Below are 23,845 nucleotides of genomic sequence, written 5' to 3' on the forward strand. Positions count from 1 at the left end.
AATAAGAAAAAATAACGGCAAAGCGGCATTCGACTTATACCAATCAGACAGATACCGAATATGAATAAACGTGAGGTTGAAATGGAAAAGGAGGTGTATGTCAACATGAGCGTTGATCGCTTACAGCTCAAAAAGGATCTGATTAAAACCCTTTTGGACCCTTTATTTAATAACAGCGCCAGCGGCACAGATGGAGGAGATAACGTGGAAAACAAGATTAAAGATTTATTGGAAGCAGCAGTTGACAGAAAAGTGGATGAAGCAGCTGCCGAAGACAGCCTCAACAGTCAATCCGTTCTGGGCAGCGGTATTTCATTAGCAGCAAGATGGATTTTTGCGAGAGTTGCGCCGGGCACTGTCATCAGCATCGTGATGGATTCAGGCGACATGATCGGTCCGGTTCAATTTGTAGCTTTTGATCAAGTTCACGGAATCGTTTTTGTCACACAGGAAAATTCAGTGACACCGGCTGGCTCTTCAACAACGTTGCTTGATGTCGATAAAGTCGAAAGTGTCACTTTCACTACGTAACAGAATATGAACGTTTTATATATCCGTTCGGGATATAAGGGCATTTACACGTATTTTGACCGCTGGATTGAGGAAGGCTTTTTACAGTCTTCCGTCCGTTTTTTTTCTGTTTCTGAGCTTCAGGCAGATACCATCCGCAGCATTCAGGTATTCAAGCCGGATTTTGCTTTTATGATGGCGGGTGACAGAATTCCGTCTGAATGGCTCACATGGCTGAAGACAGAACAGATTCCGGTTTATGTATGGCTGACGGAGGACCCTTTTTATTTCGATGTCAGTTTGAAAATCGCACCGCTCGCCGACGCAGTTTTGACCATAGATCTAAATGCTCTCGATGCCTACCGGCAAATGGGCTTACGGCATGTGTATTATGTTCCCATTCCCGTCAATCAGCGGCTCTTTAAAAAACAAGCGGCTGATGCTTCCCTTCATTCAAATCTGCTGCTGATCGGATATCCTTATCCGAATCGCGTGGAGCTGGTGAAGGAGGCGGCGAAGCTTCCGTATACACTCCGTTTAATCGGCAAGGGATGGCGTAAACATTTACCTAAAAAAATCGTCAAACAGCAAAATGTGCTCATAACGGATGAATGGATTGAACCGGAACATGCCGCGGTATATTATAACAGCGCGGATTTGATCTTGAACCCGCATCGTTCTTATCGGTTTGCGCTCAATCAAAATGAACGCGGCATTCAAAATATCAGTTTAAATACACGAAGCCTTGACATTGCGGCTTGTCAGGCATTTCAGCTGACAGACCTTCCTCCCGCACCCCCTTTTTCATCCTTTGTTTCTTACAGCGGGTTTACGGATTTTAAGGAAAAGACCAATTTTTATATGGCACATCCTGACGAACGCAAACAAATCGCGGCGCATAATTATCAGGAAACGGTGCCGGCTTATACGTATGACCAGCTTCCGGCCGTGCTTACGGGTATCCGCTCAAGGCTTTCCCATGAAACATTCTTCACATAAAAAAGCAGCTTATGCCAAGCTGCTTTTTTACAATGTTTTATTTTCCGCTTCTGTCCGTCAGTTTTCTCGGATCAACTTGTTTATTCACCGGCGGATGGAAGCCGATGTTGTCAGCAATTCTTTCCCACGGCACCAATTTAAAATTTTGGTTGGCCTTTTGCCCATGATCTATATTCTCCCCGTCCTGCGCGATGAAAACGCCGAACGGATATTTAGGTCCTAATCCGAAGCCAAGTACGTCAATTCCGTCTGTATCACTTGTGCCGTCTGTTTCAGGCCCGTCTGTTATGCGAAAATCCGCAACATACTTATGCTGCCCTTGTCTTTCATAAATTGTGTAACTGCTGCTTCCCTGGCTTGATGCCAGAAGATATCCTTTTCCGTCAGCGGCATAGTAAATTGTCAATCCTTCAATATCAGGGGTTAAATGCTTGCCGTCGGCACGGTCGATAATCGTTCCGTTACTGCCGCCCTCTGGCTCAGCGCTGAATTTCCAAATGGCCGCATCTTCTTCTGCAATGTAAAGATTGCCGTATTCGTCGTCTGCCGCCATTCCTTCTGTCTGAGAATTCATTTTAAACTCCCGGACCTTTTTTCCGGTGACATATCCTTTTTTGCCTTCCGTCAATTCGTATTGTTCAAATTCGCCCTGTTTCCCTGTCACTAATGCATAGAATTTACCTGTTTTTTGACTGTGATATAAGCTGAAACCGTAAACCTCGTCAATCGTTGTTGCAATCGGATGGCCAGGATCGGTAATGCTTTTTAATGTTCCGTTTTTCCCGTCAATGGCGTATACCTCGATTGAATTTTTCCCTTCAGACCGATTTGATGCTGCCGCAATATCGACTTTTTTTCCGTTTAAAGGGAAATCGTACCTGATATCGACATTGTTCAGCTTGCCGGCATTATAGGAATGAAGCATTTTCCCGTCTAGATTATAAACAACTAAGCCTGATTTTTTATTGGTTGTAATGAATTTGCTGTTTTCAGGAAATTTCGGATCAAGCCAGATCGCCGGATCATCGGCCGCGTCTCCGGCTGTGTCAACCGGTTCCGTTTCCCCCGCCGCCGTCACCGTAAAATGATGCGGATCGGACAGCTTATGCTTAGCCTGCGATGAAACCGCACCGCATGTAAGCATGAGTCCTGCTGCCGCAGTTAAGAGAAATGTTTTTGAATGGGTCATGTTTGATTCCTCCTTTAGTTAATGTACACTCTCATTGTAAAATAAATGCAGATTCTCCAGTGTAAAGATTTTGTGAAATTTGTCTGAACGTGAGGAAAGGTGTATCACGAAGAAAAAAGGGCGCGGACATAAATCACTTTGAATATTTAGTACATTGTTTTGTTAGTTTTCATTAACTGATCTATTAAACCGTTTGAGACAAAATGAAAGCGCATCAGAATAATGATTTTCTCTAATTTTTGATTTATTAGTTGCTTTCATTAACTCGCAGAAATTGTTCAACATATGATGCATGGTAGAGAAAGAAGAGTTGGAGGATAAGCCATGCCTAAACAGCAAGCAGTAGAGCTAAAACCGTTTTTTCATGATAAAACTGTTCTCGTCACAGGCGGGACAGGATCAATCGGAAGCCAAATTGTTAAACGCCTTTTGCTCTTAACACCTAAAGAAGTCATTGTATTCAGCAAAGATGACAGCAAACAATATGTGATGAAGCAAAAATACGCTGATGAAAAAAGACTGTCATTTGTGCTTGGGGATGTCCGTGACTACAGAAGAGTAAACCAAGTGATGAAAGGTGTTGATATTGTCTTTCACGCCGCTGCGCTGAAGCAGGTTCCGACTTGTGAGGATCACCCGTTTGAAGCCATTCAAACCAACCTTATCGGCGGACAAAATGTCGCAGAAGCTGCTTTGCTGCAAGAGGTGACGCATGTGATTAATATCAGTACCGATAAAGCCGTTTATTAGGATATTAACAATAATACAGAAAAAAGAAAGGGCTATTCTGATTTCTTCAGAGCCCTTTCAAACAATAACTTTGCTATTTCTTGATAAAACACTCCTTCATTTTCACTTCCATATGTCTGCTCAATAAACCTGATTGAATAATTTCTCCTTTGGACGACTTTTATGGTCTTCTTCTTGAATTCTTCATACTCCTCTGAAGGCATTAGATCAACCCCCGTTTGCACAGGAGTATTATATGTAGGGATATGGTTGTCTCTTGACTTTTCTTTCTTAATTAAATCATCATCATGAGGAAATCATTAAAGATTTGCATACGCGGTCAAATTCAATCATTGTTAAGCGTTAATTTGGGATGGGGAATCCTCCCCTATACCTCATTTACTTTTTTCACTCTCAATGAACAATCCGGTGATGTATTTGGTTATTTCCTGGTCAACTCAACCAGTTTGATGTACTGTTATGCTTTTGACATTACCTTTACCATTCCTAAAACTGTCTTATCCTCAATCATTAAGCAGTACCGGCACCTAAAGTACAGCTGAAATCATTTACTTTCTGACGGTTAAGGCGGTATTGTATTCTTCACTTTCTCTCAATAAAATTTTAACGAATAGATTCACAAATTATCCTCATATTTCAAATGTTTAACATGTTATACTTGCGTTGTACTACAATCAAAACCTAGGGGGTAATTCTTATGAAAAAGTTTTACAAAGGATTGATTGTCTCAGCTTTATCGATTTCGGCATTGGCTTTTCCGACATTTGCGACACACGCATCTGCGCAGGAACCGGTAAGGTCTGATCAAGTTGTTCAGCTGGGCAGTCCTGTAGGAACAGTTGACTATCATATGCTAAGAAACTCTAATGTCTCCTTACTAAATGGTTATAAGCGCTGGGAAATAGTATCTGGAAGCAATCTTATAAGCATTAGTGCCAATGGAGTAGTGTCGTCCCACTCTTCACAATGATAATTATGTTATTTTTAAAATCACCGTTGAGGCTCGGTGATCATAAATTCACTTCTTTTATGAAACGATTTATTCTATATTTTTTTGATGTCCAAATAAGAGGCTCTAAAGAAAAGAGGCTCTTATTTATTATTCAGTTCTAGTATAACTTCGCCTCATTGTTCTTTAATGACTATGACTGTGATGAGTACCATGCTTATAATGTTTTTTGTAACTATGACTGCTCCTGCCATTGTTCTTCTTTTTCAGTTTCTTTAATTCTGATTCTTTTACCCACCATTTTGTACCCTTATCAGATCCATCTGAAAGTTGCACTCGAATCATTTCTTTTTTATCGTCGGTCTTAATTACTTTGATTTCTTGCTTTTTGTTTAATTTATAGAATGTAACCCCATCTGCATTAAACGCCCCATCATTTTCAGCTATTTTCCAGTGGTTAATGGTGTCGGCACCATAGATCGTTTTGGCTATCTTAAATTTGTCCCCTGTTTTATAGCTGCTGCATGCAGATAACATCAATAAGACTGCAATAAATAAACTTATAATTTCCAGCTTTTTCATCACAACTCCCCTGTCCCATTTATGTAATATTCTAATCAAATATTACGTTAAGAGTTATGTGAAAGTTTCATAGTAGAGAAGATAAAATAACAAGTTTTATATAAATGTTTCACTCTAAAACCCTCCATCCTCATTCTGTTTGAAGGAATAAAGATTTTGAAAAGGACTTGACGTTCAGATTCGTAATTATAGTTTCTGAACCTTTAAATCATGAGGATGGATTGAATATACACTTCTTTTAAGATATAAAAAAGATCGGCAGATGCACGACATCTGACCGATCTGTAATAGAATAGCTTCTTTATAGAATCTGCTTCACAGCATTCCATTTGATTCTAAAGGATTTGTCATTAAGTTTGTCGGATGAATCGAGATTCAACGTCATTGTTTTAAGTTTACATCAATAACGTTATAAAAGGCATTAGAGGTGTCCGCAACATCCCACACACCTAGAATGACGTGATAACCGCTGCGATCAGTTGGTACGAAAATCTTATGAGAAAGATTAGTGTCAGCCTTTGAACCATCGTGATTGACAGTTCCAATTAATTCAAACTCATCTCTTGTCAAAGGTTTATTGGGATTCCAATTTTTCTTGGTTATATAATAGTGCCACTTTGATGTGGCGTGAGGCGCAGTATAGTGCCAAGTAAAGGTATTCAGACCTCCGCGCAAGTCTTGTTTTACCCAATAATCTGCAGTCTGCCTGTCTAACCCAAAATCAATTTGACCAGAGCCTCCATTTGCCGACGCAATTTTCCCATCTGGCGGACCCGCGGATGGGAAACCTTTTGGCCCTTCTACTGATTGCGGATTATCAATTACAGAGCCATATTTTTGTGCAGCTGCCGTCCAACCGAGGGTTTGTTTTTCTAATGATCCCATGTACGCTCTGCTGGCGGGTTCTTTTATGTACCCGTGTGCAGATGCATCCCCTGCAAATAAAGTTGCACCAATACCTAGAGCAGCTGTCAAAATAACGCCTTTGATAAAACCCTTCATTACCAAATCATCCTCCCTTTGTAAAATTTTCTCTCTCCTATTATAGTATTCATTACGTGTTGTGTAATTTCCTTCTATATTTTTGACATTGTAAAACCCATGTGTCCAGTCCAGGACAGTGAACTTCAGGCTGCCGTTCATTTACGCCCCTTTTTTGTGATTTTCGCTTAACAAAGGTTATTTGCTACCATTCATCCGGTTCATCATGCTCAAAACCATAAAAACCTTTTATCCAAACGTCTCCGCATCCAGCTCTTTTAGTGATCTCTAAATAATGATTTCTGTTCGCATCGGCTTTCACCTGGTCTGTTGCACTTAGATTTAAATGGTTATCGGTGAAATTCTTCTCGCTAAGTGTAAAAGCATAACCTGCTAGAGTAATTCGCTGCAGTTTAAAATTCAACGTGCAGCCTTCAGCATTGTAAATGGTAAACCTGTAGCCCAGCTTAGTCGGCCAATAATCAAGATTTGTGTCATCAGACATAAAGAATCCGGTTTCATTTTCTGTCATTAGAATGCTTATCTTCTGCTCATCTTTTGTAATCTTCGCTGATACATCCCCTATGCTCAAAATCCACACCAATAAGACAGCAGCTGCACTCAAAACAATTTTCTTCATCTCCACTCCTCCTTTTCCAAATTATACAATATATAAGAAAAAGAGTATGTGAACAATCGGAGCTCTTAAAACAACGCGGACATTCTGATATGATTGATGTCCGCGTTTTAAGTCAAGGTTAGTGAAAGCTTTGCCTCTTCATCTTTTAAATTCACCTCATTTATGGTGCAAAGTTTAAGAGAAAACGTCACATTCCCAGTGAGTCTTTGAGAAAAGCTGTTACATATTCGACATTGGTTATTTTTTTGTTGCATTCGCTGCTATCGGCGCAAATCAGATTTCCGATGGCCTTGTAGTAATCCGGGTTTTTAGATTGTTTCGCTTTTGTTACGGTGGAAAAATAGACAACTTGGCCAAAGGAATTACAGAAGGAACAAACATTATGTTTACTAGTCGGTGCAAATTTACATTCAATGCCGACCATTTTTCCGTCCAGCTCATATATAATAAATTTTTTATTGGATCTTAGATCGTTCCAGCTTAAATAGGTCAGCTGGCTGTGATCTATCTTTGATAAATCAGGCAGCTTTAATTTTTTATGTTTCGGAAACATTTTTTTCAGCTGTTGCTCGGTGATTTTTGGAAAGGGAATCACAAAGGCTGAAAGCCGCTGGATGTATTGGTCATATTCGGCATCTGTTTTCAGCCTGGAAACATCCAGCAAATCTTGCTGATCCAATGTTGCATGTGGAATAAGATCCGAGATTTTGGCATTGGCTAAATCGATCACAGCAGCCAAAACGGTTGGGGCAACATTCTTCTTTTTACTGTCCTTAATCAACTCAATCTGTTTTTTTATAAAATTCAAATGTTCATTTTTAATAAATTTTTCGGTCATTACTTGACTCTCCTATCATCCTCTTTACACTTATTTTAAAAAATGCAGCGAGTTTCTGAAATGGAGAAAATGACTTAGAAACGTTTTTTACATAAAAAAACACTGATGAAAATGCTTCATCAGTGCTTTTCCCTTACTTTTTATGTGAATAAACAATTTTCTTAATGGTTTCGATTGAAAGGTAATATTCCTTCGCTAATTGCGGGATATCGGTGCCGCTAATAAAAGAATTTCTAATGTCGGCATTACGGCGGTCAAGCAGCTGTCTCCCTCCACTTGAAGTACCCCATTTCCGATGCTCCGTTTCCAGCTTGGGAATGTAAAGGGTTTCCCCCTGAATATACTTTTGAATTTCCACGATTAGTTTTTCAGGTAACACTTTATTTGCATTCATATATTTCAATTTTGCCCGCTCCTTATTTTGATTTTTAAAAAAATAAGGTGCAAAGCCAAAATATCAGAAAAGCTTATCAGCGATAAAATGAAATGTTTCGCCCCATGCAAAGTATCGCCTTTCCAATAATAGGCTTTGCATGAGTGGAAGAAGTACCAGAAAATCTTAAGTGATTCTCCATCTGTATTCACCCCCTTTCATTTATATGACAGCGAATTTTTTATAGGAATGGCTTGCCTACTCATTGAACGAATCATCCGGCTCCACAGAAAATAGTAATACCTCTGCCATCACGAAAAAGTAAACCTTTAGGCGATACGGCCATGTGAAAATGAAAATAATGGAGGCAAAACCGTCATATTTTTAGAGAGAACTGTTTATTTTAAAGATGAATGTGGCTCAATTATTGAAAAAGATAAAACTCAACCGATCAATTTCAGAAATGGTGAGGCCAAACAGAAAAGAATGGCCGGCTTACAAAGCTTACTGATATAATAATCAGTTTTACTATCAAAACACAAATCGAGAGGTGTGTTTTTTTGGAGTTAAAGAATATTATAAATTCATATGATATCACAAATATTCTCGGGTATCTCAGACGTTCGCGACAAGATTTGGAACGTGAAAAAAGAACAGGCGAAGATACACTCACAGAACAAAAAGAGCTGATGAACAACGTTTTAGCCGCAACTCAAATCCCATACGAACTAAGAATGGAGATCGGTTCAGGTGAAAATATTGAAGGCCGGCCTGTTTTTAAAGACTGTTTAAAGGATCTTGAAAATGGAAAATATCAAGCGATCGCAGTCAAAGAAATCACCCGTCTAAGCAGAGGAAGCTATAGTGATGCCGGACAAATTGTTAATCTCCTTCAAAGCAACCGCCTGCTCATTATTACTCCTTATAAAGTATATGACCCAAGAAACCCTGTAGACATGAGACAAATCCGTTTTGAGTTATTTATGGCCAGAGAAGAGTTTGAAATGACAAGAGAGCGAATGACAGGAGCTAAATACACTTATGCCGCGCAGGGGAAGTGGATATCCGGTCTGGCTCCGTATGGCTACAAATTAAATAAGAAAACATCACGACTGGAGATAGTTGAAGAAAGAGCAAAAGTGGTTCAATTAATCTTCCATCTCTTTTTACACGGATTGAATGGAAAGGATTACAGTTACACAGCAATCGCTTCTCACTTAACACATTTACAAATCCCCACTCCAACTGAGAAAAAGAAATGGAATCCATACACCATTAAAGCGATTCTTCAAAATGAAGCATATATCGGTACTGTTAAATATAAAGTCAGAGAAAAAACAAAAAACGGTAAAAGAACAATAAGGCCTGAAAAGGAACAAATTACAGTTCCAGATGCACATCCCCCTATCATTGACAAAGACCAATTTGGGCAGGTACAAACAAAGATTGAAAACAAAATTCCCCTTCTTCCTAACAGAAAACGTTTTGAATTAAATGAACTGGCCGGTGTATGTACTTGTGCTGAATGCGGTTCTTCATTGTCTAAATACGAAGCCGAAAGAAAGCGCCGAAAGAAGAATGGTACAGAAAGTATTTATCATGTGAAATTACTTCGATGTAAAAATAACAAGTGTATAAATGTCAGATACAATGATGTTGAAGAGGCGATTTTTGATTATGTAAAGTCTCTAAAAGCATTAAATGATACCGACCTTTCAAGACACATCCAATCAATAATTCATGCACATGAAAGCAAAAAGAACATGAAATCAAAAAAACAAATGAATGAACAATTCGAGCAGCGTAAAAAGGAGCTTCAACAAAAGTTGAATTTTATTTTTGATAAATATGAAAGCGGCATTTATTCAGATGAAGTTTTCTTACAAAGAAAGTCGGCTTTGGATCAAGAAATTCAAGAACTTCAAAAAGCTAAGGATGAAATTAATGGCTTAGCCCATATTAAGTCAGGAATCGATCTTGATCAGTTTAGAGACAATATGCAAACTGCTGTAGAGATATATAAAACTTCTGAAAGCAAAGAAGAAAAAAACAAGCTCCTTAGAATTATCCTTCAAAAAGTAATTGTCAAGATGACTGCCAAGAGAAAAGGCCCGGCCCCAGCTCAGTTTGAAATTCTTCCTATTCTCAGGTTTACCTTTTTAACAGGAGATCCTATTCTGATTGAACAAACTCATTGTTGATATCCTAAAAAACCGATAAAGCCGTTTCCCCGGTAAACACAATGGGAGCCACTAAGCTTTTGTCCGAGAAACTGTTCCATCAGGCGAACCATCATGTCCAAAACCGGGGGACGGTGTTTTGCTCGGTTCGTTTCGGCAATGTGCTCGGTTCACGCGGTTCCGTTATCCCTATTTTATTTGCACAGATGATGGCAGGCGGTCCGCTCACCATTACCGACAAAAACATGACAAGGTTTTTTATGTCGATTGATGACGCGGCAACCTTAACTTTACAATCCGCAGCAATCACAAAGGGCGGAGAAACGTTTATTTTCAAAATGGAATCATTAATGCTTGAAGAACTGCTTCACGGCTTTGAAGAATATGCCGCACAGCACGGGCTCCCGCGCCCTGCCGCTGTTGAAGTTGGAAAGCGGCCCGGTGAGAAGTTCCATGAAGAGCTGATCTCCCCTCACGAAACAGAATCTTTGTATGAATGGGGCAATCTATACGCGATATTGCCAGATCCTGCCAAACACCCGGAATTTAAGAAAGTCGGTCTGACTGGATATCAATCTGATCAAGCTCCGCTGATTACAAAAGACAGAATAGCGAAGATTATCGAATCATTGCATGAAGAAAAAAAAGCGTAGAAAAGAGACCTGTCTTCAAGGCAGGCCTCTCTTTTGAGCCTTACTTTTCAAATAAATGCTGATAGGCTTCATAGCCTTCTTCTTTCAGCTTGCCTTTCGGAATAAAACGCAGCGCGGCGGAATTAATGCAATAACGGAGGCCGCTTGGACCCGGGCCGTCATTAAACACGTGTCCCAGGTGGGAATCGGCTGTTTTGCTTCTTACTTCCGTACGGATCATGCCATGGCTCGTGTCCAGTTTTTCTTCGACCTCTTCATCCTCGATCGGTTTAGTAAAACTCGGCCAGCCGCAATGAGAATCAAATTTTTCCTTAGAAGTAAATAGAGGTTTTCCTGATATAATATCAACATAAAGCCCCTCTTCCTTATGGTCCCAGAATTCATTCTGAAACGGAGGCTCCGTTCCGTTATTTTGAGTGACTTCATACTGCATCCGGTTTAACGATTTAATCTTTTCTTCTTTATTAAAAGCCATGTTATTTACCTCCCCAATGCTCATTCAGAAAGCCTTGGCGGCCTGAACCCACGCGATAGTGCCCGTAATGCTCAGGGTTTTTCTTATAAAAGTGCTGATGGTAGCCTTCCGCTTCATAAAAAGGTTCAGCCTTTAAAATTTCTGTCACGATCGGCTTTTGAAAGATGCCGCTTTCTTCAAGCCGTTTTTTAGATGCTTCAGCAAGTTTTTTTTGTTCTTCATTATGGCAGTAAATTGCCGCTGTGTACGAACTTCCGCGGTCGGCAAACTGGCCTCCCGCATCAGTCGGATCGATTTGCTGCCAAAACAGTTCAAGCAGCTTCTCGTACGAATAAACGTCAGGATCGAATGTAATCTGAACGGCTTCGCGATGGCCGGTCGTTTCACTGCACACTTCCTCGTAGGTAGGGTTTTCAGTATGGCCTCCTGTATAGCCGGATACCACTTTTTTAATTCCCGGCTGTTCGTCAAACGGTTTTACCATGCACCAAAAACAGCCTCCTGCAAATGTGGCGATTTCTTTTTTTTCTGACATACGGGTGCCTCCTTTGTTCATACGTGGTATTATTACATTATAGCATGTATAAACATAATAAAAATAATTCTGCTTTACCCTAGGAATACCTAAGCCGAATGCCACGCTGATTACATATTGGAGGTTCATGATTTGAAAGTAAGAACACAAATGATGTATGATATGGAAGCTTTGCTTCGAAAAGTGTTTAAGCAAATCAGAAATGAAGTTAATGAAATTCTAGATAAAGAGCTGTCTCGGAACGAATTTACGATTTTGCGAATCCTCAGCGAACAAGGCCCGAAAAAAGTAACGGAATTCGCCCCTATTCTTGAGGTCTCAGCAAGCCACATTACCGCTGTTACCGATGCTTTAGTAGAGAAGGAATGGATTACGCGCATCCGCTCAAAAGAGGACAGACGAATTATCAGAATCCATATTACGGAATCCGGAGAGAAAATTGTCGATCACTTCAACCAGAAAAAAACAGAGTATTTCTTTAAACGGTTTGACTGCTACTCTGACGAAGAGCTTGCGACGTTAATCAGGCTGTTCAGCAAACTTGACAAGAAACGCTGAAATAAAAAAACACAAATCCCTCTGCGGATCTGTGTTTTTTTATGAGAACTTATTGCTTCGGATGATAGTATGAAAATTCAATCTCATCCGTATCAAGGTTGATTTTATCCGCCTTTACATACATGCCGTTATCTAATGGCATTTCCGACAGGCGCACTTCGATGCTTTTATCGCTCGGATGGACGTGCACAAATGACGGCAGTTCGTAGAAGCTGTCCATATAATTCAGGACAAAGCTGATTGGCAGGCTCAATTCGCCTAAAGAAAATTTCGTTACTTTAAGCATAACGTCTCCGTTTTTCTGAACGGATGGTTCAAATGTGACAACCGCATTAATCGATGTTGAGAATGCCTTGATTTTTCCCGCCACGTGCACATCGTTATTGATGTCCACTTTGTAATCAAGCTGGTTTGACGCCTTTTCTTTTAAGTACGCATTCACAAACGCGGCAAGAGATTCCTTCGAGCTTGTAATATGAAAGCCGTACTCGCTTTTTGTCTGATCCTGTATTTTCGCCTGCTCTCCCGGCATGACCGTCAATGTCACAATCACGGCGGCTGCGATGACATTTAATGCGAGAAGAACAAAAAACAGCAATTTCCATTTCTTCATCATTTCACCCTATTCTGCTGGTAACCCTTCTTTTTCCATTATTCCATACAATCGTTTTGCTATTAATGAATATCCTTTTGCATTCGGATGAAAATCATCATCCTCCGAAATTCGTTTGCTGTCGCTTTTCTTACTGAATAAATCTTCGACATTCGCCACAGCTGCATGAGGATCTTTTTTCAGCTCTTTTTCGGCAATTTGATTCCAGTCGGTTACGACTCCGTTAATCTCTTTCAATTCCGGCAAAGTAAATATGAAAGGATTGTACATGCTGACATACATCAGCTCAGCATGCTGATTATATTTGCGGATTTTTGATATGATGGCTTTAAACCTATTTTCAAAAGGTTTTTCTTCCTCTTGAAACGGCTGAATCGTCAGCTGCATAACATTTTGGCGAAGCACCTTCATTAAATCATTTCCGCCGATTGTAAAAAAGATGTAGTCGGCGCTTTTTAATGATTTCTGTACGTTTTTATCGTCGAGCTTTTTCAGCAAGTCAACCGTCCGGTCCCCTTGCACCGCATGATTTTTGATGTCTACCTTTTTCACATGTCCCTTTGTCTTGAGAGAGTCTGCTACCTTGCCGACATACCCTAAACCGTCAGGGTCTCCTACTCCCTCAGTCAATGAATCACCGACCGCGGCAATGACAATGTGATCTTTCGTTTTCGGTTCTTCAGCTTCAGAACCGGTCCGCTGGACAGAACAAGCGGATAAAAGCAACGCCAGTCCGGCGATTAATGAGAACATTCGCAGCTTCAATCTAGTTGCTCCTTCCCCGTCTACTAGTGGAAAGTGTAACATGTTTTTTGAGATTTGAAAATGTCTAATCTGCCAGTTTACTTGAGTGTCTCAGCCGCTTTTACATCTGCAAGAATATCATCGTACGGAATGTCCTGCATTCCATTATAGTCCTTAAGCACTTTGCCGTCCGGGCCGACTAAATAAAAAGCGGTTTGGTGGATGACCTGGTCCTCTCCTTCCAGCTTTTTAACGGTTGCTTTAAAACTGTTATACGCAAATTCTTCAATCTCTTTTTGGCTGTAGCCGGTCAGGAAATCCCAGTTTTCAAAAGAGAGCGGGTATTTGGCCGCAAATGCTTTCAGTTGTTTCGGCGAATCATTTTTTGGATCTACACTGAACGAAACAATTCGGACATCCAGGTTCTCAGCCTTCAGTTTCTTTTGAAGTTCTGTCATATGGGCGGTCATCGGCGGGCAGACCGTTTTGCAATTTGTAAAAATAAAGTCGGCAATCCAGACTTCCCCCTTTAAGCTTTTCAAAGATACCGTTTTTCCGTCTTGATTCTGGTATGAAAACGGCTCGATTTGATAGTTCAGCGGATCTTTTATTGCCTGTTCTCCGCAAGCGCATAAAAGCAGCAAACAAAAAACGCCAGCCATACTTTTTACCCGGTTCATCCTCATTTCCTCCCATCATTTAAAACGCTTACAACAAACAGCGGAACGCACAAAAAAATTCCCGCGCCTCCCTTTTATAAAGGAAGGCGCTAAGGAATACCAGCACCGTCATGCGTTGTGTTTTAACATCTCTTGATTGAAAACGGCCTCATAATCTTTCCACTTCATACGGCGCTTAACATACTGTCGGAATGAATACACTGTTCTCACACTTTGTGAAGCAAAAACTTCTCTCAAATAAAGCTCAAGATGCTGATGAATTTGAAAAAAATAATGTTCACCTTCCGTGACAACCGGTATGTCTGTCACTTTTACCTGAATCCCGTCCCGTCTTTTGAACTCTAGGCTTTTGAGTAACAAAATATCAATCCTTCTTTTTCGATTGTTTTCTTTTCATTATATACAATCTGATAAATCGTGTCTGTCATTTTGTGCGCCCGCTGCGAAAAAAAGTGTCAGATTAACAGATGGAACAGATCCTGATCTTTATTGACCTCTACATAATGAAAGCCTTTTTTATTCATCCGGGCAATGAGAGCGCCGTAATCTTCCCGGTGCTGAAGCTCAATGCCGACTAAAGCCGGCCCGCTGCTTTTATTGTTTTTTTTCGTATATTCAAAACGGGTGATGTCATCGGTCGGGCCGAGCACCTCATCAAGGTATTCGCGAAGCGCTCCCGCCCTTTGCGGGAAATTGACGATGAAATAGTGCTGAAGCCCCTCATAAATCATCGAACGTTCCTTCATTTCCTGCATTCTGCCGATATCATTATTTCCCCCGCTGACCACGCAGACTACATTTTTGCCTTTGATTTCTTCCTTGTATAAATCCAAGGCTGACACGGATAAAGCACCCGCAGGCTCAGCCACGATGGCGCATTGATTATATAATTCGAGAATCGTGCTGCACACTTTTCCTTCCGGCACAAGCAGGACATCATCAACGACAGCTTCAAGTGTCTTAAAGGTTTCAGCGCCGATTTTTTTCACAGCCGCTCCGTCGACAAATTTATCGATTTTATCAAGTTCAGTGACTTGTCCGGCTTTGTTGGATTCAAAGTATGAGGCAGCGCCCTTCGGTTCTGCCGCTATGATTTTTGTGTCCGGCGAAATGTTTTTCATGTATGTTCCGATCCCGGAAAGAAGTCCGCCTCCCCCTACGCTAGCAAAGAGAAAATGCGGTTCAACGTCAATGTCATTCAGGATTTCAATTGCCACCGTTCCCTGCCCGGCCATTACGTCCGGATCGTCGAACGGATGGATGAACGTGCGGTTTTCTTTTTCGCAGCATTCGACTGAACTTTGATATGCATCATCAAATGTGTCACCCGTCAAAATAATCTCTACAAATTCTTTACCGAACAGCTCCACTTGGGATACTTTTTGTCTCGGTGTGGTGGACGGCATGAAAATCTTTCCGTGTATGCCGAGATGTTTGCATGAAAATGCAACTCCCTGCGCATGGTTTCCCGCACTGGCGCACACGATCCCGTTTTCGGTCTGCTCGTTTGAGAGCTGCCTCATTTTATTATAGGCCCCTCTAAGCTTAAATGACCTGACCACCTGCAAGTCTTCTCTTTTTAAGTAAATATTACATTCATATCTCTCAGAAAGTCTGTCATTTCTTTGCAAAGGCGTATGTATCACAACGTCCTTTACATTTTGGTGCGCTTTTAAAATGTCTTTTACTTGGATGAGAGAGTATTCTTTAAGCAACGGTTTCATTTACAGAGTCCTTTCTTATTTTAAATCCCTATTTAATATGCCATTATAACACGAATATTCAAATAATAAGATAATTATTTGAATTTCGCAAATAAAAATAAGTGAAACGATTGATAAAGAAAAGGTGTTTTCCGTCGTTTAGGCATGTTATACTTAAACCAATAAGAACCAAAAGGAGCCAATTCATGACTGTTATTGCACATACTGATCTTTTTCATCAATTAGTCGGCGAGCATAAATCCTTTTTAGAGGCGAAACGATTGGCCTCCCAATTCGCGCTGTCCGACCTTCCCGTTTTTATAACAGGCGAAGTCGGAACTGGAAAAAAACAAATGGCGGCAGCCATCCACCATAAATCAGCCAGAAGCAGCGAATCCTTTATTACCGTTTATTGCAGCCAGAGCGCTGAACGGCTTGAACACGAGCTGTTCGGCGCTGACGGAGCCTTGGAAAAGGCATCCGGCGGGACACTGTTTTTATGTGAAATCGGAGACATGCCTCTTTCCGTGCAGGCCCGCCTTCTTTGCACATTAGACACTGAGCCTTCCGCCCGCATCATCTCAAGCAGCACAACACTGCTCACAGAAGCCGCAGCCGACAGCAAGTTCAACAAGGATTTGTTTTACAGGCTTAATGTGTTAAGCCTCCCGCTTCCCGCTTTATCTGAACGAAAAAGTGACATACCGCTCCTTTTACAGTATGTTCTGGCAAAAATGGGGCATCATTTGCATATTGATCCGTCGGTTTACCCGCTCATTGAGCAGCACACCTTTAACGGCAATATCAGAGAGCTCCAAAATGCAGCATGCTATATGGCGGCAGTCTCTTCCGGCGGCACGATTTATCCCGAGGACGCTCCTCCGGATATCCGAGACAGCCTGACGGCAAAAGCGGCTAAGAAAAAAGAAAAACGGCTGACTCTTATGGAAAAAGAAGAATTCCTGTTCATTTTGGAATCGATAAAAGACTTTAATACAAAAGGAGAAGCCGCCAGCAGGCGGAGCATCTCCGAGCTGAGCAAAAACAGCTCAACGCCGTTAACGCCCCAGCAGGTCAGAAACAGGCTTGATTACTTGGAAAAAGTAAACTATGTCACAAAAGGGCGCGGACGCGCGGGTACAAAAATCACATTAGAGGGTTTAGGGTTTTTACAGTCGCTGAAAAAACAAATCCTGTAAAACAAGGGGGACATTTGATTGTTCACGATAAAAGAAGAAATTGCAAATGCCGTTACACACGGAATCGGTGTTTTGTTATCGATTCCGGCGCTTGTCTTTTTAATTATTTTTGCGGTGAATTATGGTTCCGCTACGGATATCGTCAGTTTTTCTATCTTTGGCGCCTCCATGCTGCTGCTTTATCTCAGCTCCACTCTTTTGCACAGCATTCAGCATAAAAAAACGAAGGACATTCTTGAGATCATTGATCATTCCGCTATTTACGTATTAATAGCCGGCACATATACGCCCTTTTTGTTAGGGCCGCTGAAAGGCACACTCGGCTTAACGCTTTTGATTATTGTGTGGTCGCTTGCAATCGGAGGCATCGTATTTAAAATTTTCTTCGTGAAGCGGTTTATCATTTTTTCAACGCTTGTATATTTGCTCATGGGCTGGCTCATCATCATTGCTATTAAACCTTTGTACGCCTCATTGTCAGGTCCCGGCTTCAGCCTCCTGTTACTCGGCGGCTTATTATATTCTGCAGGGACGATCTTTTATATATGGAGGAAAATCCCGTTCCATCACGCCATTTGGCACAGCTTTGTATTAGGCGGCAGCGCCTCGATGTTTTTCTGTATTTTATTTTATTGCGTAAAAGTGCCGTTTCTCTGATATAAAAAAGCACAGCCTCTCGAAAAATCGAAGAGGCTGTGCTTTTTTTATGCACGCAGCTGTTTTTGAGCAGCCGGATAACAGGCAGGCTTCACATGTAATTCAATATCAGCCGTTTTCAATCGTTTAAAAAATCTGCCCCGTAAAAGCTTATCCGTACCTGACGTTTCGACATTCACGATCGGAAGCCCGAAACGCAGCGCCAGTTCCTCCGGATTGATCTTGCCGTCTTTAGAAAGAATGAGGCTTTGCCCTTTTTCGAGCCGGTCGGTCACATCTTCAAGCACGGTGTCTTGGCTGTCTCCGCCGGAAATAACCCCCATAAGCTTCAGCCATTTTCCGAGAAGCGGGATGCGGAAAGCTTTCTGATCAGCGATGAAGCTCGCGGGCTCTTCAAGGTGCCCCGCAAGCAAAACAAGTTCAGCCAGGCGTAATTGAGGATGAACGTACAATACAGGGCCGCTTGGTATCGGTTTATCATGGTAGATGCTGATTACAGACCCCGAAACGTCAATACAGCCTCTCATAAACGCTTTCGGCCGCTCATAAACCAAACTCATCTGCTTTTGATAGGAAAGCCGCGGATCAAGCAATTTTTGATTGGCATATTCCTGAATGTTTTTGATAAGCATGAATACAACGTACATTACAAGACAGCTGTAGCGAATCAATTCTTGTCCCCCTGCTTTACATCAATTCTTTTTTTCGTACACAAGGTACTCATAGTCGTAAGGGTTTTTTTCATCCTTTACTCCCTGCTTGCGGGAAATCAGTTCCCATTCACCTTCATTAAATTCCGGGAAATAACGGTCTCCGTCAAACGCATGGTGAATTTTTGTCATATAAAGCCTGTCCGCATAAGGAAAGAGCGCACTATACAGCTGGGCGCCGCCGATAACAAAACACTCTTCCCTTTCCGGAATAAGCTTCAGCACTTCCTCAGCCGAGCAAGCCGTCGTGCAGCCCGGAAATAAAGATCCGTCCTGCGAGGTAACGACGATATTGTGCCGGTTTGGAAGCGGTCGTCCGATCGACTCAAACGTCTTGCGCCCCATCACAATGGTGTGTCCTGTCGTCACTTTTTTGAAATATGCAAGATCATTCGGCAGGTGCCACGGCAAATCGTTATTTTTTCCGATCAGTCTGTTTTCATCCATTGCAAAAATAAACGAAATCATACGCTGACAGCCCCTTTAATATGAGGATGCGGATCGTAATCCTCTAAAATAAAATCTTCAAATTCAAAGCCGAAAATAGAATCAACACTGCGCGCAAAGCGAAGCTTCGGCAGCGGGCGGACATCTCTTGTCAGCTGCAAATTCACCTGCTCCTCATGGTTTTGATAAATGTGGACGTCTCCGAACGTATGAATAAACTCACCCGGTTCAAGACCCGTCACATGCGCGATCATCATTGTCAAAAGCGCATAAGACGCAATATTAAACGGGACGCCGAGGAATACATCCGCCGAGCGCTGATAAAGCTGGCACGAAAGCTTTCCATCCGACACATAAAACTGAAACAGGCAATGGCACGGCGGAAGCGCCATTTGGTCGATCTCTCCGACGTTCCAGGCGCTGACGATTAAACGTCTGGAATTCGGGTTCGTTTGAATGTCATGAATCAGCCGGGAGATTTGATCGATGGTTTCCCCGTCTGCTCCGCGCCATGAACGCCATTGAGAGCCATAAACCGGTCCGAGCTCTCCGTTTTCATCCGCCCATTCGTTCCAAATACGGACCCCGTTTTCCTGAAGGTAACGGACGTTTGTATCTCCCTTCAAAAACCAAAGCAGCTCATGCGCGATGGATTTGAAATGAAGTTTTTTTGTCGTAAGCATCGGAAAACCTTCTTGAAGGTCAAAACGCATTTGGTATCCAAATGTGCTGATCGTTCCCGTTCCCGTCCGGTCTCCTTTTTTTTCCCCATTTTCTAATACATGACGGCATAAATCTTTATATTGTTTCATTTTTTTCATCCTTTAAAAGTAGTCTTTTAGTAGTGTAACACAATAAAAAATCATTTCTGCATAATTTCTCAGAAATGATTTTTTTATTCTTAGCGTTATTACACGCTCATCCAGTTAGGAGGCGTGTTGCGATCCCAATAAATGCTGCCAAGCTCACGATGAGATTGAAATCCGTCTTCTGCGGTATGGTAATGAAAATTAAACCAATAGCCGTCTTGCGGAGGATGATCCCGGCGGACATGAAATCTTAAGAGATCCTCACCTGTCACCCGGTTGTACACATGAAATATTTTTTCTGTTTTTCCTGCCGACGGTTTGCTTGAAATGACAACATCCTGAAAAGCTTCATTATCCTGAAGCTTCGCTAAATGTCCGGTAATCACTTCTTCGATCTTCGGCATGATCTCTTTTCTGTAATCATCCTCAATGACCGGAGAAATTTTGTTTCCGAATTTTAAGAATGATTGATTTTCAGCATCGCCGAGAAGCTGCTCCCGGTGCGACTGAAAAAGCAATTCCGGCTCCAGCCTTGCTTTCTTTTCCCCTGACAGGGCATGTTCATCATAAAAAGCGGTGTAATCATTCTGCTCAAGGCTGCTGGGCTGTCCTGAAGGCTTGTCTGTCATCAGAGCAGCCGGAGGAGACACGAGCCCGAACGTTACAATCGTAAACAGAACCACAAGGGTCTTTTTCATCCACAATTTCATGATAGATTGTTCCCCTCTGTTTTATTGTCCTCTTCCGTTTATTCTAGCATAGATTGGCATCCGGCGTCATGCACGTTATCGTTTTGTCATACAATATAGGAAAATGGTAACTATGCCCGTCTCTATAAAACGCTTACAATAAAAGGAGAAAAAGGAGGGGATGAGATGATTAACGCCTTGTTTGCGACCGTATCACTTCTCACACTGCTTTATTTTGTCGTAATGGAAATTACCGATTAAACGAAAGATAAGCCCATGGCAATCATGAGCTTACATGTATGACACCGAAATGGAAAAGCGCCGTCTTTCTTTTAAACACCTTGAAGCCGTATCGTTCAAAACGCGGGCTTTTCCAATGGTCTTTTAAGACTACGCATTTCCTCGCTGCCCGAACGGCATGCTGAATGCACTCTTCGTTAAATCCCTCTTCTGCAAATGCGCGCAGCGGTGCAATGCCGTCGGACGTCTCAATCGGCTCATAAAACATCGGGTCAAAATAGATAACATCCACTGATGAATCAGGCAGGCTTTGCAAATAGGCTGCACAGTCGGCATGCTCAACCTTAATTCTTTTCATTGCCGTTTGGAGCGTCTCTATATCTGTTTCCCACGTATGAAGGCCTGTTTTGACAAGCAGCGAGACGAGCTTGTTTTTTTCCACCCCGACTACGGTTCCGCTTTCACCCACCGCCATACTTGCCAAAATCGCGTCGGAGCCCAGGCCGAGCGTACAATCTAAAAAGGAATCTCCCTCACTTAATCCTGAAGCTTTAAGCATTGGCTCGACTTCCCCTCTCAAAAACCGCTTCGCACGGAACATTGCTGTATTCGGGTGAAAAAAGAATTTTCCTCCTCGCTTTGTATAGAGTTCAAACCGCTCCTTTCCAATGACTAAAAGGTCGTTTTCTGCGATTTTCAGCATTTTTTCAATAGGCTGTTTATTTCGGCTGCAATAGCTGTCATTCAGCTTTTCAGCAAGTGTTTGCGCTGTACGTATCGTATCATCTGACGGTCTGTAGCTGGTTGTAATCATCTTTTTCTCCCAAAAGAAAATGCCCGGAATACGGGCATTTTAGCAGTGCACATCGAAGGCATCCGTCAGATTTCTCATAATCTCTTCCATCTCATGCCCTTCAATTTCGTGGCGGGGAATAAAATGAACGACCTCTTTTCCTTTTAAAAGCGCCATTGATGGGGATGAAGGTTCCTGGCCGGTAAAATATTCACGCATTTTGGCCGTCGCTTCTTTGTCTTGACCCGCAAAAACGGTAACGGTATGATCAGGCGCTTTATCATGCTGTAAAACAGCCTGAGTCGCAGCCGGACGGGCAAGTCCCGCGGCACATCCGCATACGGAATTGACAACGACCAATGTCGTGCCTTCTGCTTTTCCCATAAAGCTTTCCACTTCTTCTGCAGTTGTTAGTTCCTGAAAGCCGGCGCCTGTTAACTCGCGGCGCATCGGCACGACCAGCTGGCGCATATATTCTTCATAAGCCATTGACATAAAAAAGCCCCCTCTAAAAATCCTTATATAAAGTCAAGGATACTATAGAGGGGGCCGGAATTCAAATGTTCAATCCGTCAATTTAAATTTTCATGATGCCGCCTGTATTGGCGCTTGTTACGAGTTTTGAATACCGGGCAAGGTAGCCTGTTTTCACTTTCGGTTCAAACCCCTTCCAGTTCTCTTTGCGTCTTTCCCATTCATCTTGCGGTACTTGTACGTCCAGTGTCCGCTGTTCAATGTCAACGATGACATGGTCGCCGTTTTCAACGAAAGCAAGCGGTCCGCCTTCAGCGGCTTCCGGTGATACGTGGCCGATTGAAAGGCCGCGGGAAGCTCCTGAAAAACGCCCGTCTGTAATCAGCGCCACCTTCGGCCCAAGTCCCATGCCGACAATCTGTGAAGTCGGAGCGAGCATTTCCGGCATGCCCGGTCCGCCCTTTGGTCCTTCATAACGGATAATAACTACGTCGCCTTCTTTTACTTTGCGGTTAATAATACCTTCAAGAGCTGCGTCCTGTGAATCGAAGACGACAGCGGGCCCTTCATGTCTTGTAATTCCGTCCTGAACGCCGCCTGTTTTAATAATGGCGCCGTCCGGAGCTAAGTTTCCAAACAGTACGGCCAGCCCGCCTTTTTCAGTAAACGGTTTTTCGAGCGGGTGAATGACGTCGTAATCTTTCACCTCATGCCCGGCAATTGTTTCTCCAAGCGTTTGTCCTGTTACAGTCAGCGCGTCAAGATGAAGCGCGCCTTCTTTTTTGGCCAGTTCATTCAGCGCCGCCGATACGCCGCCGGCTTCATGCAGGTCTTCAATAAACACGTCAGAAGCCGGGGCAAGTTTTGCTAAATGCGGCACACGCTCCGCCACTTCATTGATGCGTTCCAAGGAGTAGTCAACGCCCGCTTCATTAGCGAGGGCAAGCGTATGAAGCACGGTATTGGTTGACCCGCCAAGCGCCATGTCTAACGCAAACGCGTTGTCGATCGCTTTTTCAGTTACGATGTCTCGCGGCTTAATGTCCTTTTTGATGGTCTCCATCAATTGAGCTGCTGATTTTCTGACAAATTCCCTTCGTTCCGGGGAAGCAGCAAGAATCGTTCCGTTGCCCGGAAGCGCCAGTCCGAGTGCCTCAGACAGACAGTTCATAGAGTTTGCGGTAAACATACCTGAACAAGATCCGCATGTCGGACAGCCGAACTGTTCCAGCTCCTGGAGGTCGCTTTCGCCGATTTTTCCCGCTTGGTATGCTCCGACGCCCTCAAATACTGAAGAAAGAGAAATTTTGCGGCCGTCACTTGTTCGGCCCGCAGCCATCGGTCCGCCGCTGACAAAAATCGTCGGAATGTTGATCCGCATAGCCGCCATCAGCATTCCCGGCGTGATTTTATCACAGTTCGGAATACAAACCATTCCGTCAAACCAATGGGCTGAGACGACCGTTTCCACTGAATCGGCAATGATTTCACGGCTTGGCAGCGAATATCTCATTCCGATATGCCCCATGGCGATTCCGTCGTCTACGCCGATAGTATTAAATTCGAAAGGCACTCCGCCTGCTTCTCTGATTGCTTCTTTTACGATTTTTCCAAATTCCTGCAAGTGAACATGCCCGGGAACGATATCGATGTATGAATTGCAGACCGCAATAAACGGTTTGCCGAAATCCTCTTCTTTAACGCCTGCTGCGCGAAGAAGGCTGCGGTGAGGCGCTCTGTCAATTCCCTGTGTGATCATGTTACTGCGTAATTCTGCCATGGTGATCCCCCTACATTCTTTCAATTGTTAGATTGTACTTTATTTTAACAATTTTCAGTTTATTTTGGACTAATGATGTCATATCTCCAAATAAG

The 23,845-nt window shown here is 42.5% G+C and carries 28 protein-coding genes and 1 pseudogene; 9 read left to right on the top strand and 20 right to left on the bottom strand.

What is annotated here, in order from left to right:
- Positions 1-105 precede the first annotated feature (105 nt).
- Together KY305_RS15020 and KY305_RS15025 are read left to right on the top strand one after the other, a co-directional pair.
- On the top strand, positions 106-531 hold the full coding sequence (locus KY305_RS15020) for a hypothetical protein (protein WP_214813920.1): 426 nt from the start codon (positions 106-108) through the stop codon (positions 529-531).
- A gap of 6 nt (positions 532-537) precedes the next feature.
- Positions 538-1,509 (top strand): CgeB family protein, encoded by a 972-nt coding sequence (locus KY305_RS15025; RefSeq protein WP_223063221.1) that lies wholly within the window; start codon positions 538-540, stop codon positions 1,507-1,509.
- Positions 1,510-1,546: 37 nt separating this feature from the next.
- On the opposite strand, the gene KY305_RS15030 is transcribed toward KY305_RS15025, so the two are convergent.
- On the bottom strand, positions 1,547-2,698 hold the full coding sequence (locus tag KY305_RS15030; protein ID WP_223063222.1) for a phytase: 1,152 nt from the start codon (positions 2,696-2,698) through the stop codon (positions 1,547-1,549).
- A 324-nt stretch (positions 2,699-3,022) separates the two neighbouring features.
- Here KY305_RS15030 and KY305_RS15035 point away from each other — a divergent pair, with 324 nt between their 5' ends.
- Positions 3,023-3,448 carry an SDR family NAD(P)-dependent oxidoreductase gene (locus KY305_RS15035; protein WP_214813934.1) on the top strand — a complete coding sequence of 142 codons (426 nt, stop codon included), beginning with the start codon at positions 3,023-3,025 and terminating at the stop codon, positions 3,446-3,448.
- Between the two features lie 697 nt (positions 3,449-4,145).
- Entirely contained in the window at positions 4,146-4,418 is a 273-nt protein-coding gene (locus tag KY305_RS15040) for a hypothetical protein (RefSeq protein WP_262417798.1), read from the top strand.
- Between the two features lie 165 nt (positions 4,419-4,583).
- On the opposite strand, the gene KY305_RS15045 is transcribed toward KY305_RS15040, so the two are convergent.
- The 5 genes from KY305_RS15045 to KY305_RS15065 form a co-directional block, all read right to left on the bottom strand.
- Positions 4,584-4,979 (bottom strand): hypothetical protein, encoded by a 396-nt coding sequence (locus KY305_RS15045; RefSeq protein ID WP_223063223.1) that lies wholly within the window; start codon positions 4,977-4,979, stop codon positions 4,584-4,586.
- Between the two features lie 381 nt (positions 4,980-5,360).
- On the bottom strand, positions 5,361-5,981 hold the full coding sequence (locus KY305_RS15050) for a lytic polysaccharide monooxygenase auxiliary activity family 9 protein (protein ID WP_223063268.1): 621 nt from the start codon (positions 5,979-5,981) through the stop codon (positions 5,361-5,363).
- A 184-nt stretch (positions 5,982-6,165) separates the two neighbouring features.
- The gene (locus KY305_RS15055; protein WP_223063224.1) at positions 6,166-6,600 is read right to left on the bottom strand and encodes a hypothetical protein; all 435 of its coding nucleotides are present in this window, start codon (positions 6,598-6,600) and stop codon (positions 6,166-6,168) included.
- Between the two features lie 187 nt (positions 6,601-6,787).
- Entirely contained in the window at positions 6,788-7,438 is a 651-nt protein-coding gene (locus KY305_RS15060) for a FusB/FusC family EF-G-binding protein (RefSeq protein WP_223063225.1), read from the bottom strand.
- 133 nt (positions 7,439-7,571) lie between these two features.
- Positions 7,572-7,841, bottom strand: coding sequence for a CD3324 family protein (locus KY305_RS15065; protein WP_223063226.1), 270 nt, complete (start codon positions 7,839-7,841; stop codon positions 7,572-7,574).
- A gap of 530 nt (positions 7,842-8,371) precedes the next feature.
- On the opposite strand from KY305_RS15065, the gene KY305_RS15070 reads away from it, so the two are divergent.
- The gene (locus KY305_RS15070; protein ID WP_223063227.1) at positions 8,372-10,012 is read left to right on the top strand and encodes a recombinase family protein; all 1,641 of its coding nucleotides are present in this window, start codon (positions 8,372-8,374) and stop codon (positions 10,010-10,012) included.
- Positions 10,013-10,023: 11 nt separating this feature from the next.
- Positions 10,024-10,644: pseudogene (locus KY305_RS15075) on the top strand (polysaccharide biosynthesis protein); the annotation flags it as partial.
- A 40-nt stretch (positions 10,645-10,684) separates the two neighbouring features.
- Here the strand turns inward: KY305_RS15075 and msrB are convergent.
- Both msrB and msrA read right to left on the bottom strand, forming a co-directional pair.
- Positions 10,685-11,119 (bottom strand): peptide-methionine (R)-S-oxide reductase MsrB, encoded by a 435-nt coding sequence (msrB, locus tag KY305_RS15080; RefSeq protein ID WP_223063229.1) that lies wholly within the window; start codon positions 11,117-11,119, stop codon positions 10,685-10,687.
- Between the two features lies 1 nt (position 11,120).
- A complete protein-coding gene (msrA, locus tag KY305_RS15085) occupies positions 11,121-11,654 on the bottom strand; it encodes a peptide-methionine (S)-S-oxide reductase MsrA (protein WP_223063230.1) in 534 nt (177 codons plus the stop codon).
- A gap of 132 nt (positions 11,655-11,786) precedes the next feature.
- On the opposite strand from msrA, the gene KY305_RS15090 reads away from it, so the two are divergent.
- Positions 11,787-12,212 (top strand): MarR family transcriptional regulator, encoded by a 426-nt coding sequence (locus tag KY305_RS15090; protein ID WP_223063231.1) that lies wholly within the window; start codon positions 11,787-11,789, stop codon positions 12,210-12,212.
- A gap of 49 nt (positions 12,213-12,261) precedes the next feature.
- On the opposite strand, the gene KY305_RS15095 is transcribed toward KY305_RS15090, so the two are convergent.
- The 5 genes from KY305_RS15095 to ilvA all read right to left on the bottom strand — a co-directional run bounded on the left by KY305_RS15095 (position 12,262) and on the right by ilvA (position 15,973).
- Positions 12,262-12,825, bottom strand: coding sequence for a YpmS family protein (locus KY305_RS15095; protein ID WP_214813978.1), 564 nt, complete (start codon positions 12,823-12,825; stop codon positions 12,262-12,264).
- Positions 12,826-12,834: 9 nt separating this feature from the next.
- Entirely contained in the window at positions 12,835-13,590 is a 756-nt protein-coding gene (locus tag KY305_RS15100) for an SGNH/GDSL hydrolase family protein (RefSeq protein WP_223063232.1), read from the bottom strand.
- 77 nt (positions 13,591-13,667) lie between these two features.
- Entirely contained in the window at positions 13,668-14,249 is a 582-nt protein-coding gene (locus KY305_RS15105) for an SCO family protein (protein ID WP_223063233.1), read from the bottom strand.
- Positions 14,250-14,357: 108 nt separating this feature from the next.
- Positions 14,358-14,609 (bottom strand): DUF2535 family protein, encoded by a 252-nt coding sequence (locus KY305_RS15110; RefSeq protein WP_214813983.1) that lies wholly within the window; start codon positions 14,607-14,609, stop codon positions 14,358-14,360.
- A 95-nt stretch (positions 14,610-14,704) separates the two neighbouring features.
- On the bottom strand, positions 14,705-15,973 hold the full coding sequence (gene ilvA / locus KY305_RS15115; protein ID WP_223063234.1) for a threonine ammonia-lyase IlvA: 1,269 nt from the start codon (positions 15,971-15,973) through the stop codon (positions 14,705-14,707).
- A gap of 185 nt (positions 15,974-16,158) precedes the next feature.
- Here ilvA and KY305_RS15120 point away from each other — a divergent pair, with 185 nt between their 5' ends.
- A complete protein-coding gene (locus KY305_RS15120; RefSeq protein ID WP_223063235.1) occupies positions 16,159-17,151 on the top strand; it encodes a sigma 54-interacting transcriptional regulator in 993 nt (330 codons plus the stop codon).
- An 18-nt stretch (positions 17,152-17,169) separates the two neighbouring features.
- The gene (gene trhA / locus KY305_RS15125) at positions 17,170-17,808 is read left to right on the top strand and encodes a PAQR family membrane homeostasis protein TrhA (RefSeq protein ID WP_223063236.1); all 639 of its coding nucleotides are present in this window, start codon (positions 17,170-17,172) and stop codon (positions 17,806-17,808) included.
- A gap of 47 nt (positions 17,809-17,855) precedes the next feature.
- Here the strand turns inward: trhA and KY305_RS15130 are convergent, their stop codons facing one another.
- From KY305_RS15130 to ilvD, 7 genes are all read right to left on the bottom strand, one after another.
- Positions 17,856-18,479 carry a lysophospholipid acyltransferase family protein gene (locus KY305_RS15130; RefSeq protein ID WP_223063237.1) on the bottom strand — a complete coding sequence of 208 codons (624 nt, stop codon included), beginning with the start codon at positions 18,477-18,479 and terminating at the stop codon, positions 17,856-17,858.
- A gap of 21 nt (positions 18,480-18,500) precedes the next feature.
- Entirely contained in the window at positions 18,501-18,986 is a 486-nt protein-coding gene (locus KY305_RS15135; RefSeq protein ID WP_223063238.1) for a dihydrofolate reductase, read from the bottom strand.
- Positions 18,983-19,777 carry a thymidylate synthase gene (locus KY305_RS15140; RefSeq protein ID WP_223063239.1) on the bottom strand — a complete coding sequence of 265 codons (795 nt, stop codon included), beginning with the start codon at positions 19,775-19,777 and terminating at the stop codon, positions 18,983-18,985. The genes KY305_RS15135 and KY305_RS15140 overlap by 4 nt, the downstream gene beginning before the upstream one ends.
- 98 nt (positions 19,778-19,875) lie before the next feature.
- Positions 19,876-20,484, bottom strand: coding sequence for a YpjP family protein (locus KY305_RS15145; protein ID WP_223063240.1), 609 nt, complete (start codon positions 20,482-20,484; stop codon positions 19,876-19,878).
- 262 nt (positions 20,485-20,746) lie between these two features.
- Positions 20,747-21,517, bottom strand: coding sequence for a class I SAM-dependent methyltransferase (locus KY305_RS15150; RefSeq protein WP_223063241.1), 771 nt, complete (start codon positions 21,515-21,517; stop codon positions 20,747-20,749).
- A gap of 39 nt (positions 21,518-21,556) precedes the next feature.
- On the bottom strand, positions 21,557-21,991 hold the full coding sequence (locus tag KY305_RS15155; RefSeq protein ID WP_223063242.1) for a BrxA/BrxB family bacilliredoxin: 435 nt from the start codon (positions 21,989-21,991) through the stop codon (positions 21,557-21,559).
- A gap of 82 nt (positions 21,992-22,073) precedes the next feature.
- Positions 22,074-23,750, bottom strand: coding sequence for a dihydroxy-acid dehydratase (gene ilvD, locus KY305_RS15160; RefSeq protein ID WP_223063243.1), 1,677 nt, complete (start codon positions 23,748-23,750; stop codon positions 22,074-22,076).
- Between the last annotated feature and the right edge of the window lie 95 nt (positions 23,751-23,845).

Origin of the sequence: Bacillus sp. YC2, from assembly GCF_019891195.1 — a bacterium.
Lineage (GTDB): Bacteria > Bacillota > Bacilli > Bacillales > Bacillaceae > Bacillus.

What these genes read in the sequence shown, in the direction of transcription:
- KY305_RS15095 (WP_214813978.1), bottom strand. Translation starts at nt 12,825, where the DNA reads ATGAAGAAATGGAAATTGCTGTTTTTTGTTCTTCTCGCATTAAATGTC.
- KY305_RS15055 (WP_223063224.1), bottom strand. Translation starts at nt 6,600, where the DNA reads ATGAAGAAAATTGTTTTGAGTGCAGCTGCTGTCTTATTGGTGTGGATT.
- KY305_RS15155 (WP_223063242.1), bottom strand. Translation starts at nt 21,991, where the DNA reads ATGTCAATGGCTTATGAAGAATATATGCGCCAGCTGGTCGTGCCGATG.
- ilvA (WP_223063234.1), bottom strand. Translation starts at nt 15,973, where the DNA reads ATGAAACCGTTGCTTAAAGAATACTCTCTCATCCAAGTAAAAGACATT.
- KY305_RS15145 (WP_223063240.1), bottom strand. Translation starts at nt 20,484, where the DNA reads ATGAAATTGTGGATGAAAAAGACCCTTGTGGTTCTGTTTACGATTGTA.
- KY305_RS15060 (WP_223063225.1), bottom strand. Translation starts at nt 7,438, where the DNA reads ATGACCGAAAAATTTATTAAAAATGAACATTTGAATTTTATAAAAAAA.
- msrB (WP_223063229.1), bottom strand. Translation starts at nt 11,119, where the DNA reads ATGGCTTTTAATAAAGAAGAAAAGATTAAATCGTTAAACCGGATGCAG.
- KY305_RS15105 (WP_223063233.1), bottom strand. Translation starts at nt 14,249, where the DNA reads ATGAACCGGGTAAAAAGTATGGCTGGCGTTTTTTGTTTGCTGCTTTTA.
- KY305_RS15020 (WP_214813920.1), top strand. Translation starts at nt 106, where the DNA reads ATGAGCGTTGATCGCTTACAGCTCAAAAAGGATCTGATTAAAACCCTT.
- ilvD (WP_223063243.1), bottom strand. Translation starts at nt 23,750, where the DNA reads ATGGCAGAATTACGCAGTAACATGATCACACAGGGAATTGACAGAGCG.
- KY305_RS15150 (WP_223063241.1), bottom strand. Translation starts at nt 21,517, where the DNA reads ATGATTACAACCAGCTACAGACCGTCAGATGATACGATACGTACAGCG.
- KY305_RS15050 (WP_223063268.1), bottom strand. Translation starts at nt 5,981, where the DNA reads ATGAAGGGTTTTATCAAAGGCGTTATTTTGACAGCTGCTCTAGGTATT.
- KY305_RS15030 (WP_223063222.1), bottom strand. Translation starts at nt 2,698, where the DNA reads ATGACCCATTCAAAAACATTTCTCTTAACTGCGGCAGCAGGACTCATG.
- KY305_RS15040 (WP_262417798.1), top strand. Translation starts at nt 4,146, where the DNA reads ATGAAAAAGTTTTACAAAGGATTGATTGTCTCAGCTTTATCGATTTCG.
- KY305_RS15135 (WP_223063238.1), bottom strand. Translation starts at nt 18,986, where the DNA reads ATGATTTCGTTTATTTTTGCAATGGATGAAAACAGACTGATCGGAAAA.
- KY305_RS15025 (WP_223063221.1), top strand. Translation starts at nt 538, where the DNA reads ATGAACGTTTTATATATCCGTTCGGGATATAAGGGCATTTACACGTAT.
- KY305_RS15035 (WP_214813934.1), top strand. Translation starts at nt 3,023, where the DNA reads ATGCCTAAACAGCAAGCAGTAGAGCTAAAACCGTTTTTTCATGATAAA.
- KY305_RS15045 (WP_223063223.1), bottom strand. Translation starts at nt 4,979, where the DNA reads ATGAAAAAGCTGGAAATTATAAGTTTATTTATTGCAGTCTTATTGATG.
- KY305_RS15120 (WP_223063235.1), top strand. Translation starts at nt 16,159, where the DNA reads ATGACTGTTATTGCACATACTGATCTTTTTCATCAATTAGTCGGCGAG.
- KY305_RS15140 (WP_223063239.1), bottom strand. Translation starts at nt 19,777, where the DNA reads ATGAAACAATATAAAGATTTATGCCGTCATGTATTAGAAAATGGGGAA.
- msrA (WP_223063230.1), bottom strand. Translation starts at nt 11,654, where the DNA reads ATGTCAGAAAAAAAAGAAATCGCCACATTTGCAGGAGGCTGTTTTTGG.